Origin of the sequence: Dietzia sp. Die43 (assembly GCF_024519835.1) — a bacterium.
GTDB lineage: Bacteria > Actinomycetota > Actinomycetes > Mycobacteriales > Mycobacteriaceae > Dietzia > Dietzia kunjamensis.
Map to the genome: position 1 here is coordinate 69,391 of NZ_JALJRF010000009.1, position 16,001 is coordinate 85,391.

Genomic DNA, 16,001 nt, shown 5'->3' on the forward strand with positions numbered 1-16,001 from the left:
GGGCCGATCGGAGCCCCGCACGCGGGGGTCACTTCACGGGCAGGAAGTCCACCTTGTCGCGGACGCCGCAGTCCGAGCACCGCCAGCTGTCGGGGATGGCCGACCACGGGGTCCCGGCGGGGAAACCCTCGCGCGGCAGCCCGGCGGCCTCCGAGTAGTGGTTCCCGCAGTTGGGGCACACGTACTCACCGGTCGGTGAGGTCTGATCGGTCGCGATGTCGGTGTCCGCGACGATCTGCTCGGCGACCGCCGTCGACCCGGCGCCGTGCCGGGCGAGGATCCTCTCGCGCTTGGACGGCTGGATGTTGGCGCGGGTGATGTCGCCGTCGTAGTGGGCCAGGACGCGCTTGTCCATGACCTTGCGCCACAGCGGCGGCACGTAGGCCAGGACCATCATCGTGGCGTAGCCCGAGGGCAGCTGCGGGGCCTGCTCGAAGCTGCGCAGTACCTGGTAGCGACGCATGGGGTTGGCGTGGTGGTCGGAGTGACGCTGCAGGTGGTAGAGGAAGATGTTGGTCACCAGGTGGTCGGAGTTCCACGAGTGCTCCGGGCGGCAGCGCTGATAGCGGCCGGCGGAGGTCTTCTGGCGGAGCAGGCCGTAGTGCTCGAGGTAGTTGACGACCTCCAGCAGCGAGAAGCCGAAGACGGCCTGCACGATGAGCCACGGCGCGATCTCCCAGCCGAACACGGCGATGAGTCCGCCGAAGAGCACGACCGTCATGAGCCAGGCGTTGAGGTTGTCGTTGCGCAGGGTCCACGGGCTCTTGCCCAGCCGCCGGAGCCGCTCGGACTCCAGGTGCCAGGCCGACGTCAGCGACCCGAACACGCTGCGCGGGAGGAAGGCCCAGAACGACTCACCGAAGCGCGAGCTGGCCGGATCCTCCGGAGTGGCGACACGCGCGTGGTGTCCGCGGTTGTGCTCGATGAAGAAGTGTCCGTAGCCGGTGGTGGCCAGGGCGACCTTGGACAGCCACTTCTCGCTGCCGGCGATCTTGTGCCCGAGCTCGTGGGCGGTGTTGATCCCGATCCCGCCGGTGATCGCGACGGTCCAGGCGACGCCGATCGAGGCGGCGATCCCGAGTCCCCCGTCGTAGCCCAGCCACGACAGGTCGTCGGCGGACCAGAGGTAGGCGGCCGCGATGAGGGACGCGTACTGGAAGGGGATGTACAGGTACGTGCACCACCGGTAGAACGGGTCGGCCTCGAGCTTGTCCATGACCTCGTCGGGCGGGTTCTCACCGTCGGCGCCGACGGCGAGGTCCCCGAGGGGGATCGCGACGTAGACGAGGAAGGGGAGGAGGAACCAGGCGACGGTGGCCGCCACGCCCCAGCCGAGGGCGTTGAAGCCGGCGACGATCGGCATCGACACGAACAGACCCATCGCGGGGATGAGTCCGAGCAGCCACAGGTACCGCTTGGCGTCGGTCCACGCGTAGGGCTCGACGGCGGCGTCCGCCTCGTGGTGGGTGTGCGGTGCCCCGTCGGTGGGGCTGATGTACTCGGTGCTGGACATCGCAGACGACCTCCGGGTCAACAGGATGTGGCGTATGCCACTGTGTTGCCCCTGACATTAGACAAATGCCCCCGCCGTGTCTAGACATCACCCCAGATTTTGTCCAAAGACCGGATCGGGACGACGACGACGAGGAACGCCACCGCGGTCGCGGGCCGGAATACGTGGGCCCCGTGCCGGGTTGTACCGAACGGTCGTCGGGGCCCCTCTCCGGCGCGGGAGGAGTACCGCTACGTGACGATGCAGCAGGCCGCCATGCGCACGCTGATGCGGGCCGAGAACAACAACATCGCGTTGGACCGCAGTGTGTTCACCCGCGAGAACTTCCGCAGGATCGGACAGTTCGCCCGCCCGCACACCCGGCGCATCGTCTTCTTCCTGGTGCTCTCCGTCTTCGGGGCCACCCTCGCCGTGGCGACACCGCTGCTCGCCGGCCGCGTGGTCACCGCGATCGTCGAGGCCTCGCCGGTCCGGGTCGTGATCGGCCTCGCGCTCGCCATCGCCGCGATCGGGATCATCGAGGCGATCGTCGCGGTCGTCACCCGGTTGTGGTCCGCACGGATCGGGGAGGGGCTCATCCTCGACCTGCGCCGCGCGGTGTTCGACCACGTCCAGACGATGCCGGTCGCCTTTTTCATGCGCACCCGCACCGGCGCGCTGGTCAGTCGCCTCAACAACGACGTGATGGGTGCCCAGCGGGCGTTCTCGGACACGCTGTCCGGGGTCGTGTCGAACCTGGTGCAGCTCGTACTCACGTTGGCCGTGATGGCCGGTATCAACTGGCAGCTCACCGTCCTGTCCGTCCTGCTGCTGCCGATCTTCCTGTTCCCGGCCCGCTACGTGGGCAAGCGGCTCGCGCGGCTCCGCCGCGAGGCCTCGGATCTCAACGCGTCGATGAACGACCAGATGACCGAGCGGTTCAACGCCGGCGGCGCGACCCTGGTCAAGCTCTTCGGACGTCCGGAGACGGAGTCGGCGGAGTTCTCCGCCCGCGCGGGCCGGGTCCGCGGCATCGGCGTGCGGACCGCGCTGCTCATGAGTGTGTTCATGAATTCGCTGACCCTGGTGTCCACGCTGGCGCTGGCGCTCGTCTACGGGCTCGGCGGGTGGTTCGCACTCAACGGCGCCCTCGACGCGGGGTCCGTCGTGGCCCTCGCGCTGCTTCTCACCCGCCTGTACGGCCCGTTGACCTCCCTGGCCAACGCGCCGATGGACGTCGTCACGGCCATCGTCAGCTTCGAGCGGGTCTTCGAGGTCCTCGACCTGGAACCGCTCATCTCCGACGCCCCCGACGCCGTCGCCATCCCGAAGGGCCCGGCGACCATCGAGTTCGACGACGTCACGTTCTCCTATCCCTCGGCGGACAAGGTCTCCCTCGCCTCGCTCGAGGAGGTCGCGGTCCTCGACACCCGCGGCGGCCAGGAGGTCCTGCACGGGATCTCCTTCCGCGCCGAACCGGGACAGATGATCGCCCTGGTCGGGTCGTCCGGCGCGGGCAAGTCCACGATCGCCTCCCTGCTGCCGCGTCTGTACGACGTCGACTCGGGTGCGGTGCGGGTGTCGGGACTCGACGTGCGTCGGGTCACCTCGTCGTCGCTGCGGCGCACGGTGGGCATGGTCACCCAGGACGGCCACCTCTTCCACGACACGATCCGCTCCAACCTCACCTTCGCGCGGCCGGAGGTCTCCGATGACCTCGTCTGGGACGCGCTGCGCCGGGCCCGGCTCGAGGATCTCGTGCGGTCGCTGCCGGACGGTCTCGACACCGTCATCGGCGATCGCGGCTACCGGCTGTCGGGAGGTGAGCGTCAGCGACTGACCATCGCGCGGCTGCTGATCGCCGCCCCGTCGGTGGTGGTGCTGGACGAGGCCACCAGTGCGTTGGACTCCACCAACGAGTCCGCCGTCCAGGAGGCGCTGAGCGAGGCGATGGCCGATCGCACGTCGTTGGTGATCGCCCACCGGCTGTCGACGGTGCGCGCCGCCGACACGATCCTCGTCCTCGAGGCCGGCCGGGTGGTCGAGTCGGGCACGCACGCCGAGCTCCTCGCCGCCGGCGGTCGCTACGCGGAGCTCTACGAGACGCAGTTCGCCGACCAGGAGTGACCCCCGCCCGCCCCGCCCGCGCTGGCCGCGCCGCCCAGCCCGCCCCGCCCGCGCTGGCCGCGCCGCCCAGCGCTCTTCTCGACGGCGGGGGCTCCGGCGGGTGCCGGGGTGACGGGGTGTCGCGGCGGCGGCCCTTCCTCAGCTCTCCAGGTGCAGGCCCAGCTCGCGGGCGGCGAGCGCGGCGTACTTGGAGGTCTGCTCGAAAGCCGACTCCAGGGGGTTGGCGTCGGTGACGTCCGCGATCTCGTTCCAGCGCTCGGCGACGACCTCGGGGGTGCGCGCGTCGTCGGGGAGGTACACGCCACGAGACTCGACCATCTGGGACACGGCGAACACGCCGGCGCCGGCACCGAGGATGGTCTTGGTGGGGGCGTCGTCGCTGACCATGAACAGGGCGCCGGGAGCGATGGTCTCCGGGCCCATGATGTCGAGCACCCGCTGCGGCAGCAGATCCTCGGTCATCCGCGTGGCCGCGGTGGGGGCGATCGCGTTGACCTTGATGTTCTTCTTGGCACCCTCGATCGCCAGGACGTTCATCAGACCGACGAGTCCGGACTTGGCGGCGCCGTAGTTGGCCTGGCCGAAGTTGCCGTAGATACCGGAGGTGGAGGCGGTCATGAGGATGCGTCCGTAGCCCGCCTCGGCCATGTGCGGCCACACGGCCTTGGTGCAGTTGACCGATCCCATGAGGTGCACCTCGAGGACCTTGCGGAAGTCGTCCATCTCCATCTTGGCGAACGACTTGTCCCGCAGGATGCCGGCGTTGTTGATGAGGACGTCGATGCGGCCCCACTTGTCGATCACCGTCGACACGAGGGAGGCGACGGCGGCCTCGTCGGTGATGTCGTTGCCGTCGACGATGGCCTCGCCACCGGCGGCCGTGATCTCGTCGACGACCTGCTGCGCCAGGGAGGGGGTGCCACCGTCGCCGTGGACGTCGCCGCCCAGGTCGTTGACGACGACCTTGGCGCCACGCTCGGCCAGCGCGAGCGCGTAGGCGCGGCCGAGGCCGCCGCCGGCGCCGGTGATGATCGCGACGCGGTCGGTGAAGTCGATGGTCTTGGTCATAGGGGGGCTCCTGTGATCGAGGGTGTGGAACGGTCGGGGGGGTCTTCGGAGGCGTCAGCCCATCTCACCGCGGATGAAGGACTCGTACGCGGGGAGGTCGAGGAAGCCGTGACCGGAGAGGCCGATCACGATCGACGGTCCGGTGCCGGCCTCACCGGTGTGCTCGCGGGCCTTGGCCATCGCACCGGCGAGGGCGTGGGTCGACTCGGGCGCGGGGACGATGCCCTCCGCCTTGGCGAACTCGACGCCCGCGGCGAACGCCACGTTCTGCTCCACCGCCATGGAATCGAGCAGGCCCAGGTGCTTGACGTGGCTGACCAGCGGCGCCATGCCGTGGTAGCGCAGGCCACCGGAATGGATGGGGTCCGGAACGAAGTCCTGACCGAGGGTGTACATCTTCATCAGCGGGGTCAGGCCGGCGACGTCACCGTGGTCGTACCGGAACTCGCCCTCGGTCAGCGACGGGCACGCCGTGGGCTCGACGGCGATGATCTGCGTCCGCGCGCCGGCGAGGTTCTCGCGGATGAACGGGAAGGCCAACCCGGCGAGGTTGGAGCCGCCACCGGCGCAGCCGTACACGTAGTCGGGGGCGTCCTCGCCGAACATGCCCAGCTGCTTGAGGGCCTCCTCGCCGATGACGGTCTGGTGCAGACACACGTGGTTGAGCACGGACCCCAGTGAGTAGCGGGCCTCGGGGTCGCCGGCGGCCACCTCGACGGCCTCGGAGACCGCCATACCGAGAGAACCGGGGGTGTCGGGGTCCTTGGCGAGGAACGAGCGCCCCGCCTCGGTCAGGTCCGACGGGCTCGGGTGGACCGAGGCGCCGAAGGTCTCCATGAGCATCCGGCGGTACGGCTTGGACTCGAACGAAGCCTTGACCTGCCACACCTCCACCTCGATGCCGAAGGCCTGACCGGCGAACGCCAGAGAGGCGCCCCACTGGCCGGCGCCGGTCTCGGTGGTGAGCTTGGTGATGCCCTCGGCGGCGTTGTAGTAGGCCTGTGCGACCGCGGTGTTGGGCTTGTGTGAGCCGACCGGGCTGGTGCCCTCGTACTTGTAGTAGATCCGCGCCGACGTGCCGAGCGCCTTCTCCAGGCGGCGGGCCCGGATCAGCGGCGACGGGCGCCACAATCGGTAGATCTCCTGCACCGCCTCGGGGATCTCGATGTAGCGCTCCGGGGTGACCTCCTGCTCGATGAGGGACATCGGGAACAGCGGGGCGAGGTCCTCGGGACCGAGCGGCTCCCTGGTCCCCGGGTGCAGGTGCGGTGCCATGGGCTCGGGGAGATCGGCCTGGATGTTGTACCAGTGCGTCGGCATCTCGCTCTCCGGGAGGAGAGCCTTGACCAGCGAGCCGGAGGGAGCGTCAGACGTCATGTGTGTCCTCGGGAGGGATCGAAGGGGGTGAGCCGGGTCTCATCCTAGGAGGTCGCGCCGCATGGGGAGATGGGGGATCCGCCCATCGAGATAGTCCGGCCCGCACCGCGCGAATCCGAACTGCTCGTACCACCTCTCCAGATAGGCCTGGGCTCCGATCTCCACAGGCCGGTCCCGGCACAGCACGAGCCCCCGGCGGATCAGCCGCGCCGCGATGCCCCGACCCCGCCAGGCGGGCGTCGTGCAGACTCGTCCGATGTGCATGACCCCGTCGCCCGCGTCCGATCCGAACACCCGCAGTGTCGCGACGACCGCGCCGTCCGGTGCACGGGCCAGCAGGTGAATCGTGCCGGGATCGGCGTCGACGTCGTCGATCTCGGCGTACGGGCAGTCCTGTTCCGCGACGAAGACGTCCACACGCAGTTTGTACAGCGCGTGGACGTCCAGGGGACCCAGTTCGGGCAGGCTCGACGCGATGGCCTCGAGTGCGGTGTCGTCGAGGGCGGTGTCGTCGGCTGTGGAGTCGTCGGGGATCGGGTCCCGGTCGATCACTTGTCGGTCGCGGTCCCGTCCGTGGACGCCTCGCCGACCGGCTGGTCGTCCGAGGGCTGCGGTGCGGACCCGGCCGCCGGACCGGGTACCGCGCTGCCCGCGGCGGGGGAGGTGTCGGCGGACTGGTCCGAGGGCCCCTCGGGATCGGCGGACTCGATCGTCAGGTCCTCACCGGTCTCTGAACCCACGGGGTCACCCGTCACGCCGGGGCCGGTCGTGGCCGCGGGCGCCGAGCCGGTCGTCTGGTCGCGCCCCTCGGCGGCCGCCTCTGCCGGGGTGGGTGTCCGCGGCGGGGCGGGGGTCGGGGTGGGCGCCGACGGCGAGGTGGGCGAGCCCTGGCCACGAAGGAAATAGGCCGTGGCACCCGCGACGGCGGCGCCGCCGGCGAGGCCCACGATCCACAGCGGCGCGAAGCGGCGCAGCGGGTTGCGCTTCTGGGGCGGCGTGGCCAGAGCCGACGTCTGCTCGCGCAGCGCGGAGGCGTGCTGCCTCGCGTCCGCGGCGAGATCGCCCAGGAGCTCGGCCTGCTCGGCGCGACGATCCCGGATCACCTGGATACCGCGGCTGGCACCGAAGAGGGCCAGGCCGACCGGTCCACGGGTGGCGGCGACTGCTGCCTCACCCAGGAAGCGGGGGTCCTTGAGGTCGAACGCCTTCCGGGCGGCGGTGCCGGCCTTGTCCAGGTCCTTTTGCGCCTGCTTGACGGCCTTACGCTCGTCGGCGCGATCGCTTCGTTTGCTCATGGGTAGATGGTGGCACAGCGGCCCGACACCGACCACCACCTCGCCGACATCGGTCCCTGCGGCGTGGCAGGATGGGTGGCGTGAGCATCGCAACGCAGAAGGCAACCATCCACACCAACCGTGGTGACATCGTCATCGAGCTGTACGGCAACCACGCCCCGGAGACGGTCTCGAACTTCGTCGGTCTCGCCGACGGCTCCAAGGACTACTCCCAGGCCAACGCCAAGGGTGAGAAGAGCGGACCGTTCTATGACGGCTCGATCTTCCACCGCGTCATCTCCGGGTTCATGATCCAGGGCGGCGACCCCACCGGCACCGGCCGGGGCGGACCGGGCTACCAGTTCAAGGACGAGTTCCACCCGGAGCTGCAGTTCTCCGAGCCCTACCTGCTGGCCATGGCCAACGCCGGCCCGGGCACCAACGGTTCGCAGTTCTTCATCACCGTCGGCGCCACGCCGCACCTGAACAACCGCCACACGATCTTCGGCAAGGTCGCCGACGAGGAGTCGCGCAAGGTCGTCGACGCCATCGCGACCACCAAGACCGGTGCGATGGACCGGCCGACCGACGACGTCGTCATCGAGTCGATCGAGATCTCCTGACCGAGCGGTCCCGGTCGACCGGCGGCGCGGGTTCCGGATTCCCGGACCCGCGCCGCCGGTCTGTCCGCAGCGCGGCAGGGCCGGCACGCGGCGGGGACAGGGCGGGGACGGGACACCGCACGGACGAGAAGCAGCACGAACGAGACGCAGCACGGATAACCGGGAGACATGAGCACCCAGACCCGACGCGGTGGCGCGGTCGCGAGATTCTTCCGCCTCCAGCCGGTCACGGCGTGGATCATCACCGCCAACCTGGCCGTCTACGCCGCCACCGTCGTGCAGGCGCGCAGCTTCCTGACCAACAACGCGTCGCCGTTGTTCGAGGCCACGGCGCTCTTCCCGCCGCTGGTGGCGGCCCGGGACGAGTGGTGGCGTCTGCTCACCTCGGCGTTCCAGCACTTCGGCCCGATGCACCTGCTGCTCAACATGTACATGTTGTGGATCCTCGGACTGGGGATCGAGCGCAGCATCGGGCACGTCCGCTTCCTCGCCCTCTACCTGGGCTCGGCGCTGGGCGGGTCGGTGGCCGTGATGTTCTACGGCCAGGGCGCCCTCACGGCCGGCGCTTCCGGGGCGATCTTCGGCCTGATGGGCGCGTACGCGATCGTGGCGATGTCGATGCGCCTCGACGTCAGGGGGATCGGGGTGTTGCTCGTCCTCAACGTCGGCGTGAGCTTCCTCGTGCCCGGCATCTCGCTCGCGGCCCATCTGGGCGGGCTCGCGGCCGGCGCCGTCGCCGCGTTCGCTCTGGTGGTGGTGCCACGCCGGATGCCGCGGCGTGTGGGCCGCACGGGCCGCGAGGTCGTCTCGTGGGCCGGCTTCCTCGTCGTGGTCGGGTCGGTCGGTGCCGCCGGGTGGTTCGCGGCCGACACCATGACGTTCGGGTTCCTCGTCACCCGCTGATTCCCACCGGCGTCTGACCCCGCGTCGGTCGACCCCCACATCGTCCGACCCCCGCGTCGTCCGCCGGGAGCGGTCTGACCCTCACCGGCCGTGGCCGACCGCCCCGAATCCCAGACGGTGCAGCGCGTCGACCACGTCCCGTGGATCCGCCCCCAGATCGAGCCGGGTGAACACGTCCAGTCGTTCGCGACCCCGCTCGTCCGTGTACTCGAGTCGCAGCAGGTGCTGCCGCGCCCCCCATCGGGAGACCCCCAGCAGGCGAACCTCCACCACCTCGGACCGCGGGACGAAGTCCACGCGGCGGAGCCTCTTGATCGCCAACTGCCCGTCCACCACCTCGAGTCGGGGCCGCCGGACCAGGTGGGACACACCCGACAGGGTGAGGAACAGCGCCGCCGGGCCGGTGAGCAGCAGTGCGAGCGGATCCTGCCGCTGCAGGCCGATCACCACCAGGGCCACCCCGAGCAGGATCTGCACGCCCGGCCACAGGGCCCCGGGTGACCACGACGCCGCCCGCGGCCCGGCTCCCGACACGGTGTCACCACTCATGCCGCACATCCTCCCCTATCCACAGGCGTTATCCACACTGTGGATGAATAACACGGGTGGAGTTCGACTGCCGTTCGAGTCGACGCGGTCCCGACCTGCGGCGTCGTCGGCATCGTCAACACACAGGCGTTATCCCCAGTGTGGAGGAAGTTCTCCACAGCGTGTGAGGGGTGTGGATCAGGCCGGTCGGGTCCCCTCATTGGGCGCCGCCGCCCCTGTGACCTGCATAGATGCACCGTTCTCAGAGAAAATGCAGGTCACCCCCCGCGTCGGGCGGGGGGTAACCTGTGGATAAACCTGTGGAACAGGCGGAACGTGCCCGGGGAGAGCGGCCGGGCGGGCCGGCTAGCGCCAGTTCATGGTCATGAGGAGTCCCACGACCGCGAGACCGAAACCGATCGCGAAGTTCTGCCACGTCTCGAGCGAGGCCATGAACGGGATCCGCTCACCGGCGATGTAGTACGTCACCAGCCAGAGCAGGCCCAGGATCATCAGCGCGAGCATGAGCACCAGGTACCACCGCGCGGTCGGGGTCCCCTTGACCTTGACGGGGGTGCGGCTGACGGCCGCGTCGGTGTACTCGGTCTTGGACCGGACCTTTGACTTGGGCATGGAGTCCTCGAACTGGTGGGGGATGTCAGGGCCACTCTACCAAGCCCGCCCCCGACGCTCACCCGTGCGACGGCAGTACGCTGCGTCTATGCGCATCCTCGTCGTCGACAACTACGACAGCTTCGTCTACAACCTCGTCCAGTACCTGGGCCAGTTGGGCGCGGAGTGCGACGTGTGGCGGAACGACGACCCCAGGCTCGCCGGCCCGGACGGCCGCTATGACGTGGCCGGGCTGGAGAGCGTGGTCAGCGGGTACGACGGAGTCCTGCTCAGCCCGGGTCCCGGAACGCCGGACAGGGCGGGGGCCACGATCCCGCTGATCGGGGTCTGTGGACGCGCGGGCGTCCCGGTGCTGGGAGTGTGCCTGGGCCACCAGGCGATCGGGGAGGCCTTCGGCGCGACGGTCGACCGGGCCGCCGAGCTCATGCACGGGAAGACCAGTCAGGTCACGCACGACGACTCGGGAGTCCTCGCCGGTATCCCCAGCCCGTTCACGGCGACGCGCTACCACTCGTTGACGGTCCTGCCGGAGACGATCCCGCACGAACTGGTTCCCACCGCGTGGACCGGTTCGGGTCTGGTCATGGCGATGCGTCACCGCGAGATGCCCGTCCACGGGGTGCAGTTCCACCCCGAATCGGTGATGAGCGACGGGGGGCACCGGATGCTCGCGAACTGGCTGGGAATGTGCGGCGAGCGGCCCTCGGAGACGCTGGTCGTGCGGCTGGAATCCGAGCTCGACCGGACCCGCGGCGCCGCCCTGGCCTGACCGGCTGGGCAGCTCGCCCGGTCAGCCCGGGCCGGGCACCAGCCCGAACCGGATTACCCGGACGACGACCTGGTCGTTGACGCCGGCTTCGCCCACGGGCGGCTGCTGCGACCAGATCTGGCCCACCCGGCTGAGGTCGGGGTCGTTCTGCGGGAGCTCCACCAGCTGCCCGCGGTCGCCCCGCCAGCCGGCCCGTTCGAGCTTGCCGAGGGCCTCCTCCACGGTGTCGCCGACGAGGTTGGGCATGACGAACCGGTTCCCGGCGGAGACCTGGAGCGTGATGGTCGCGCCCTTGAGCTGGGTCTGACCCGCGGCCGTGGACTGGCCCACGACCTGGCCCTCGGGCGCGGTGCCGTCGACCCGCTGGGTGTCCACGCGGAAGCCGGCGGCCTCGAGGGTCGCGCGGGCGGGGTCGGCGGACTGCCCCACGACATCGGGCACGGCGAGCTGTTCGGGGCCGGAGCCCACCGTCAGCCGGACCGGCCGGTCGGAGGGTACCTGTGCACCCGGTCCGGGCTCGGTGTCGACGACCTTGTCCTGGTCCTCGGGTGTCGACGGCCGGGCCTCGTTCTCCTGGACCACCTGGAACCCGGCCTCCTCGAGGGCCAGTCGGGCATCGGCGGGGGACATCCCCATCACGTTGGGCACCGAGAGGATGGGCTTGCCGGTCGAGACCACGAGGCTGATCTCGGAGCCCACCGCGAGACGCTTGCCGGCGATGGGGTCGGACGAGATGACGTGCCCCTCGGGGATCTGGGGGTGCGGCGCCGGGGTCTGCACGGGTTCGAGCCCGATCGAGGTGAGTTCCTCGACCACCTCGGCGACCGGCCGCTGGGCGACCTCGGGGACGGTGACCTCCTGCTGCTGCGCGACACCGCCGCGGTCGCCCGAGGTCGCCAGGATCGACACCGTCGCGATCCCTCCCAGCACCAGCAGGGCGGCGAGCGCGATGGCCACCCCGCGTGGCCCGCGACGAGCGTCGTCGGGTCGGGCGTCGCGGCGTCGGGCGTCTCCGCGATGGGAGGCGGGACGCGCGGCACCGGCACCGGCACCGGCACCGGCACCGGCACCGGCTGCGCCAGCAGGAGCACCCGCGCCGGCGGCACGACCGGCCAGCTCCGGCAGGTCGTGTGCCTCGGTGGGCGCATCACCGGGTGACCAGCGGGACGCGCCGGTTCCGTATCCCGCGCCGGTGAACCCGTGGGGGGCGTCGGGGCGCTGGTCGTCGTCGAGCTCGTCGTCGGTCAGCACCAGGGGCGCCGCCGGGCGGCCGCCGGTGAGCACCGTGAGCAGGTCGGTGCGCATCTCCCCCGCGGAGGTGTACCTGTTCTCGGGGTTCTTGGCCATCGCCTGCATGACCACCGCGTCGACGTAGCGGCTCACCTCCGGGTTGACCGCGGACGGCGGCGCGGGGGATTCGCGGACGTGCTGATAGGCCACCGCCACGGGGGACTCGCCGGTGAACGGCGGTACGCCGGCGACCATCTCGTACAGCACGCAGCCCGCGGAGTACAGATCGGAGCGGGCGTCCACGGTCTCGCCGCGCGCCTGCTCGGGGCTGAGGTACTGGGCGGTGCCGAGGACCGACGAGGTGTTGGTGAGGGTCGAGCTGGAGTCACTGAGGGCGCGCGCGATGCCGAAGTCCATGACCTTGACCGCGCCGTCGCGCGAGATCATGATGTTCGCCGGCTTGACGTCCCGGTGGACGATGCCCTTCTTGTGGGAGAAGTCCAGCGCACCGCAGACATCGGCCATCACGCCGAGGGCACGCTCGACCTCCATGGGGCCGTCCATCCTGACGATGTCGCGGAGGGTGTCGCCCTCGACCACCTCCATCACGATGTAGGGCAGCGAACCGTCGGCGGTGTGCTCCTCCCCCTGGTCGTAGATCGCCACGATCGACGGATGGTTGAGCGATGCCGAGTTCTGGGCCTCCCGGCGGAAGCGCTGGTAGAAGGTCTCGTCGCGGGCCAGTTCCGGCCGCATGATCTTGACGGCCACGTCCCGGCCGAGGACAGTGTCGCGCCCGCGACGGACCTCGGACATGCCGCCGTATCCGAGGGGCTCACCGATCTCGTAGCGCCCGGCCAGGACGGATGGTGTGGTCATCCGTCGACACCTGCCCACCGGGCGGGAACGGGCACGGCGTCACCGGCCGCGCCCCGGGCCTGGCCCTGCGCCTGGTCCTGGCCTCGGCCCCGTCCCTGCCCCTCGTCCTGGCCCTGCGCCTCGTCCTGACCTCGCCCCTCGCCCCGACCGGGCTGCCCCTCGGGCGGGATCAGCGAGCTGAACTCCGAGGTGAGGGAGTCCAGCATGTCCTGCAGGTCGGGGGCCGGGGGGACCCCGGTCGGTGACGGTGCGGGCTCGGGGGTCGGCGTCGGGGTCGGCGGCGGCTCGGGTGCCGGGGCGGGCGCCTGCGTGGTGGTGGTCGTCACCGGGGCGGTGGACGGCGGCGTCGTGGGGGTGGTCCGGCCGAAGATCCCGCCCGGGCCGAAGACCCCGGCGTTGGACAGGGCGATGACGGCCGCGACCGCGAGCGCCGCCACCAGGACGAACACCACGAGGAACCAGCCCACGCAGCCGGAGCCGCCGCGGCCGCGGTGCGGGGGTCGCGAGGTGACCGGCGGGGCGGGCTGACGCCGGGTCGCGGCGGGCGCGGGCTGCGGTCGGGGCGGATGCGCCGGGCGTGCCGGCCGCGCTCCCTCGGTGCGCGGCTGTCCGGCGGCGCCCGGGTGGGTGCGGGTGTAGGCGCGCGTCGGGTCGGGCGAACCCCCGTTCCGGTACACGCCGCCCGGGTCCTCATCGGGCAGGACCGTGGTCGCGGCGGTGGCGCCGGCGGCCGCTGCGGCAGCCCCCGCGGCGGCGCCGGCGGCCATGAACGCGCCCGGGAGACGCGGGTCGCGTCCGGCCCGGAGGTCGGCGATCGCCTCGGCGAAGGCCTCGCCGTCCGGGTAGCGCCGACCGGGGTCCTTGGCCATGGCCTCGGCGAGGACGCGTCGGACCGGTCCGGGCACCGAGTTCGGGAGCGGCGGCGGGGTGTCGCGGACGTGCATCATCGCCACCGAGACCGGCGAGTCGGCGACGAACGGCCGTCGACCGGCCAGGCACTCGTAACCCACCACGCCGAGCGAGTAGACGTCCCCGGCCGGGGACGTCTCGTTGCCCATGGCCTGCTCGGGCGCGATGTACTGGGCGGTGCCCACGACCATCCCGGTCTGCGTGACGGCGGACGCGCCCATCGACTTGGCGATCCCGAAGTCGGTGAGCTTCACCTGCCCGGCGGGCGTGATGAGGATGTTGCCCGGCTTGACGTCGCGGTGGACCAGACCGATGGCGTGGGCGGCGTTGAGGGCGCGGCCGGTCTGCTCGAGCATGTCGAGGGTGTGCCGCATCGGCAGCGTGCCCTCGCGGGCCAGGACGTCCGAGAGCGGCTCGCCCACCACGAGTTCCATGACAAGGTAGGACAGCGGGTTCCCGGAGGCGGGGTCGTCGATCTGGCCGTAGTCGTAGACGGTGGCGATACCGGGGTGGGAGATCCTCGCGGTGACCTTGGCCTCGGACCGGAAGCGCTCGACGAACTCGGGGTCGGATGAGTACTCGGCCTTGAGCACCTTCACGGCGACGTGGCGGTCGAGGACGCCGTCGTCGGCCTCCCACACCTGCCCCATACCGCCGGTGGCGATGAGGCGCAGGAGGCGGTAGCGGCCGGACAGGACCGCGCCGGAGTTCAGACTCACGGCGTCCCTCCCAGCAGCGCGCCCAGGACCTCGCGACCGATGGGTGCGGCGTAGGTGGACCCGACGGTGCTGCGATCGACCCCGGGCCCGGACTCGATCGCCACTGCCACCGCCACGTCACGGCCGGGGACGAACGCGATATACCAGGTGTAGGGGATGGACTCGGAGGAGTCCACGCCGTGCTCGGCGGTGCCGGTCTTGGAGGCCACGGTGACCCCGGGCAGACCGCCCCCGGCGCCCTGTTCGGCGGCGACCATCATCTCGGTGAGTGTGCCGGCCTGCTCGTCGGTGAGGGCGCGGGCGGCGTCGCGGGGCGTGAAGCCCTGGACGACGGAGAGGTCGGGCGCCGTCAGGGTCTTGATGAGTTGCGGTTTCATGCGGACCCCGCCGTTGGAGACGGTCGCGGCCACCATGGCGTTCTGCAGGGTCGTCATCCGGACGTCGCTCTGCCCGATGGAACTCATCGCCAGCTGGGCGTCGTCCTCCATCTGCCCCAGGCCCGACGGTGCGACCGGGATGCCGAAGTCATCCGGGGCGGTGCCGTCGACGCCGAACTTCTCCGCCATCTCGGTGAAGGCCTCCGCGCCGATCTCCTGGCTCAGCTCGACGAAGGGCACGTTGCAGGACCTCTCGAGGGCCGTGCGCAGGGTGACGGTGCTGCCGCCACAGGTCTGGCCGGCGTAGTTCTCCAGGTAGGTGGACGTGCCCGGCAGCAGGGTGCGGTCGGCGCCGGAGACGGGGGTCTCGGGCCCCATGCCCTGCTCGAGCGCGGCGGCGGTGGTGATGACCTTCATCGTGGAGCCGGGCGGGAGGGACTGCTGGGTGGCGTGGTTGAGCAGCGGCCGGTCCGGGCTCTGCTCGATGCGCGCCATCTCCTGCGCGCGGACCTCCGGGTCCAGGCTGGACAGGGCGCCCGGGTCGAAGGACGGGCTGGAGGCCAGTGCGAGCACCTCACCGGTGGAGGGGCGGACGGCGGCGACGGAGCCCACGAACGGCCCCTGGCCCGCGCCGCGCCGCAGGGCCTCGTAGGCGACCTCCTGGCCTGTGGGGTCCAGGGTGAGCTCCACCGAGCCGCCCTGCGGGGTGCGGCCCGAGATCAGACCGGTGATCCGTTGGGACAGCAGTCTCGGGTCGGAGCCGTTGAGGAAGGCGTCCTGGGTCTGCTCGACCCCGGCGGTGGCGAACTGCAGCGAGTAGTAGCCGACGGTGGGGCCGAAGACGACAGGGTCGGTGGGGTAGGTGCGCTGGAACTCGAAGCGTCCCTCCGACGGCAGGGACATGGCCAGCACCCGTCCGCCGGCGGTGATCTGGCCGCGCTGGCGGGAGTACTCGTCGAGGAGCATCCGCGTGTTGCGGGGGTCGGCACGGAGCTCGTCGGCGCGGAAGACCTGGACCCAGGTCAGTTGCAGCAGCAGCGCCACCACCATGACCATGGCGGCGATCGCGACCCGTCGGATGGCGGTGTTCACG

At 71.0% G+C, this 16,001-nt stretch carries 14 protein-coding genes; 4 read left to right on the top strand and 10 right to left on the bottom strand.

The features are described from left to right. Positions 1–28: 28 nt before the first annotated feature. Positions 29–1,513 carry a fatty acid desaturase gene (locus NR111_RS18500; RefSeq protein ID WP_067716525.1) on the bottom strand — a complete coding sequence of 495 codons (1,485 nt, stop codon included), beginning with the start codon at positions 1,511–1,513 and terminating at the stop codon, positions 29–31. A 240-nt stretch (positions 1,514–1,753) separates the two neighbouring features. On the opposite strand from NR111_RS18500, the gene NR111_RS09290 reads away from it, so the two are divergent. Next, the gene (locus tag NR111_RS09290) at positions 1,754–3,619 is read left to right on the top strand and encodes an ABC transporter ATP-binding protein (RefSeq protein WP_206473978.1); all 1,866 of its coding nucleotides are present in this window, start codon (positions 1,754–1,756) and stop codon (positions 3,617–3,619) included. A gap of 138 nt (positions 3,620–3,757) precedes the next feature. Here the strand turns inward: NR111_RS09290 and NR111_RS09295 are convergent, their stop codons facing one another. The 4 genes from NR111_RS09295 to NR111_RS09310 are packed head-to-tail and all read right to left on the bottom strand — an operon-like array spanning position 3,758 to position 7,359. Continuing rightward, the gene (locus NR111_RS09295; RefSeq protein WP_256820640.1) at positions 3,758–4,687 is read right to left on the bottom strand and encodes an SDR family oxidoreductase; all 930 of its coding nucleotides are present in this window, start codon (positions 4,685–4,687) and stop codon (positions 3,758–3,760) included. 54 nt (positions 4,688–4,741) lie between these two features. Continuing rightward, positions 4,742–6,064: a TrpB-like pyridoxal phosphate-dependent enzyme gene (locus NR111_RS09300; RefSeq protein ID WP_163376739.1), complete on the bottom strand. Its 1,323-nt coding sequence runs from the start codon at positions 6,062–6,064 to the stop codon at positions 4,742–4,744. Positions 6,065–6,103: 39 nt separating this feature from the next. Further along, entirely contained in the window at positions 6,104–6,616 is a 513-nt protein-coding gene (locus NR111_RS09305) for a GNAT family N-acetyltransferase (RefSeq protein WP_256820641.1), read from the bottom strand. After that, positions 6,613–7,359, bottom strand: coding sequence for a hypothetical protein (locus tag NR111_RS09310; RefSeq protein WP_154830882.1), 747 nt, complete (start codon positions 7,357–7,359; stop codon positions 6,613–6,615). Before NR111_RS09310 ends, NR111_RS09305 begins: the two co-directional genes overlap by 4 nt. Before the next feature lie 71 nt (positions 7,360–7,430). Here NR111_RS09310 and NR111_RS09315 point away from each other — a divergent pair, with 71 nt between their 5' ends. Further along, positions 7,431–7,961: a peptidylprolyl isomerase gene (locus NR111_RS09315; RefSeq protein ID WP_167457879.1), complete on the top strand. Its 531-nt coding sequence runs from the start codon at positions 7,431–7,433 to the stop codon at positions 7,959–7,961. Between the two features lie 168 nt (positions 7,962–8,129). Further along, the gene (locus tag NR111_RS09320) at positions 8,130–8,864 is read left to right on the top strand and encodes a rhomboid family intramembrane serine protease (RefSeq protein WP_154830883.1); all 735 of its coding nucleotides are present in this window, start codon (positions 8,130–8,132) and stop codon (positions 8,862–8,864) included. Between the two features lie 81 nt (positions 8,865–8,945). Here the strand turns inward: NR111_RS09320 and NR111_RS09325 are convergent, their stop codons facing one another. Both NR111_RS09325 and crgA read right to left on the bottom strand, forming a co-directional pair. Further along, complete coding sequence (locus tag NR111_RS09325) at positions 8,946–9,413, bottom strand: PH domain-containing protein (RefSeq protein WP_256820642.1); 468 nt, start codon at positions 9,411–9,413, stop codon at positions 8,946–8,948. A gap of 345 nt (positions 9,414–9,758) precedes the next feature. After that, a complete protein-coding gene (gene crgA, locus NR111_RS09330; RefSeq protein WP_067716511.1) occupies positions 9,759–10,025 on the bottom strand; it encodes a cell division protein CrgA in 267 nt (88 codons plus the stop codon). 88 nt (positions 10,026–10,113) lie between these two features. Here crgA and NR111_RS09335 point away from each other — a divergent pair, with 88 nt between their 5' ends. Beyond that, the gene (locus NR111_RS09335) at positions 10,114–10,794 is read left to right on the top strand and encodes an aminodeoxychorismate/anthranilate synthase component II (protein ID WP_154830884.1); all 681 of its coding nucleotides are present in this window, start codon (positions 10,114–10,116) and stop codon (positions 10,792–10,794) included. 21 nt (positions 10,795–10,815) lie between these two features. Here NR111_RS09335 and pknB read toward each other — a convergent pair whose 3' ends face one another. Genes pknB through NR111_RS09350 form a run of 3 tightly spaced genes read right to left on the bottom strand, consistent with a single transcriptional unit; the run spans position 10,816 to position 16,000 of the window. Next, entirely contained in the window at positions 10,816–12,903 is a 2,088-nt protein-coding gene (gene pknB / locus NR111_RS09340; protein WP_256820643.1) for a Stk1 family PASTA domain-containing Ser/Thr kinase, read from the bottom strand. Next, on the bottom strand, positions 12,900–14,531 hold the full coding sequence (locus NR111_RS09345) for a serine/threonine-protein kinase (protein WP_256820644.1): 1,632 nt from the start codon (positions 14,529–14,531) through the stop codon (positions 12,900–12,902). Before NR111_RS09345 ends, pknB begins: the two co-directional genes overlap by 4 nt. Beyond that, a complete protein-coding gene (locus tag NR111_RS09350; RefSeq protein WP_206473881.1) occupies positions 14,528–16,000 on the bottom strand; it encodes a penicillin-binding transpeptidase domain-containing protein in 1,473 nt (490 codons plus the stop codon). The genes NR111_RS09345 and NR111_RS09350 overlap by 4 nt, the downstream gene beginning before the upstream one ends. Position 16,001 lies beyond the last annotated feature (1 nt).

Coding starts and splice junctions, on each gene's coding strand:
- NR111_RS18500 (WP_067716525.1), bottom strand. CDS start 1,513: ATGTCCAGCACCGAGTACATCAGCCCCACCGACGGGGCACCGCACACC.
- NR111_RS09290 (WP_206473978.1), top strand. CDS start 1,754: ATGCAGCAGGCCGCCATGCGCACGCTGATGCGGGCCGAGAACAACAAC.
- NR111_RS09295 (WP_256820640.1), bottom strand. CDS start 4,687: ATGACCAAGACCATCGACTTCACCGACCGCGTCGCGATCATCACCGGC.
- NR111_RS09300 (WP_163376739.1), bottom strand. CDS start 6,064: ATGACGTCTGACGCTCCCTCCGGCTCGCTGGTCAAGGCTCTCCTCCCG.
- NR111_RS09310 (WP_154830882.1), bottom strand. CDS start 7,359: ATGAGCAAACGAAGCGATCGCGCCGACGAGCGTAAGGCCGTCAAGCAG.
- NR111_RS09315 (WP_167457879.1), top strand. CDS start 7,431: ATGGGTGGCGTGAGCATCGCAACGCAGAAGGCAACCATCCACACCAAC.
- NR111_RS09320 (WP_154830883.1), top strand. CDS start 8,130: ATGAGCACCCAGACCCGACGCGGTGGCGCGGTCGCGAGATTCTTCCGC.
- NR111_RS09325 (WP_256820642.1), bottom strand. CDS start 9,413: ATGAGTGGTGACACCGTGTCGGGAGCCGGGCCGCGGGCGGCGTCGTGG.
- crgA (WP_067716511.1), bottom strand. CDS start 10,025: ATGCCCAAGTCAAAGGTCCGGTCCAAGACCGAGTACACCGACGCGGCC.
- NR111_RS09335 (WP_154830884.1), top strand. CDS start 10,114: ATGCGCATCCTCGTCGTCGACAACTACGACAGCTTCGTCTACAACCTC.
- pknB (WP_256820643.1), bottom strand. CDS start 12,903: ATGACCACACCATCCGTCCTGGCCGGGCGCTACGAGATCGGTGAGCCC.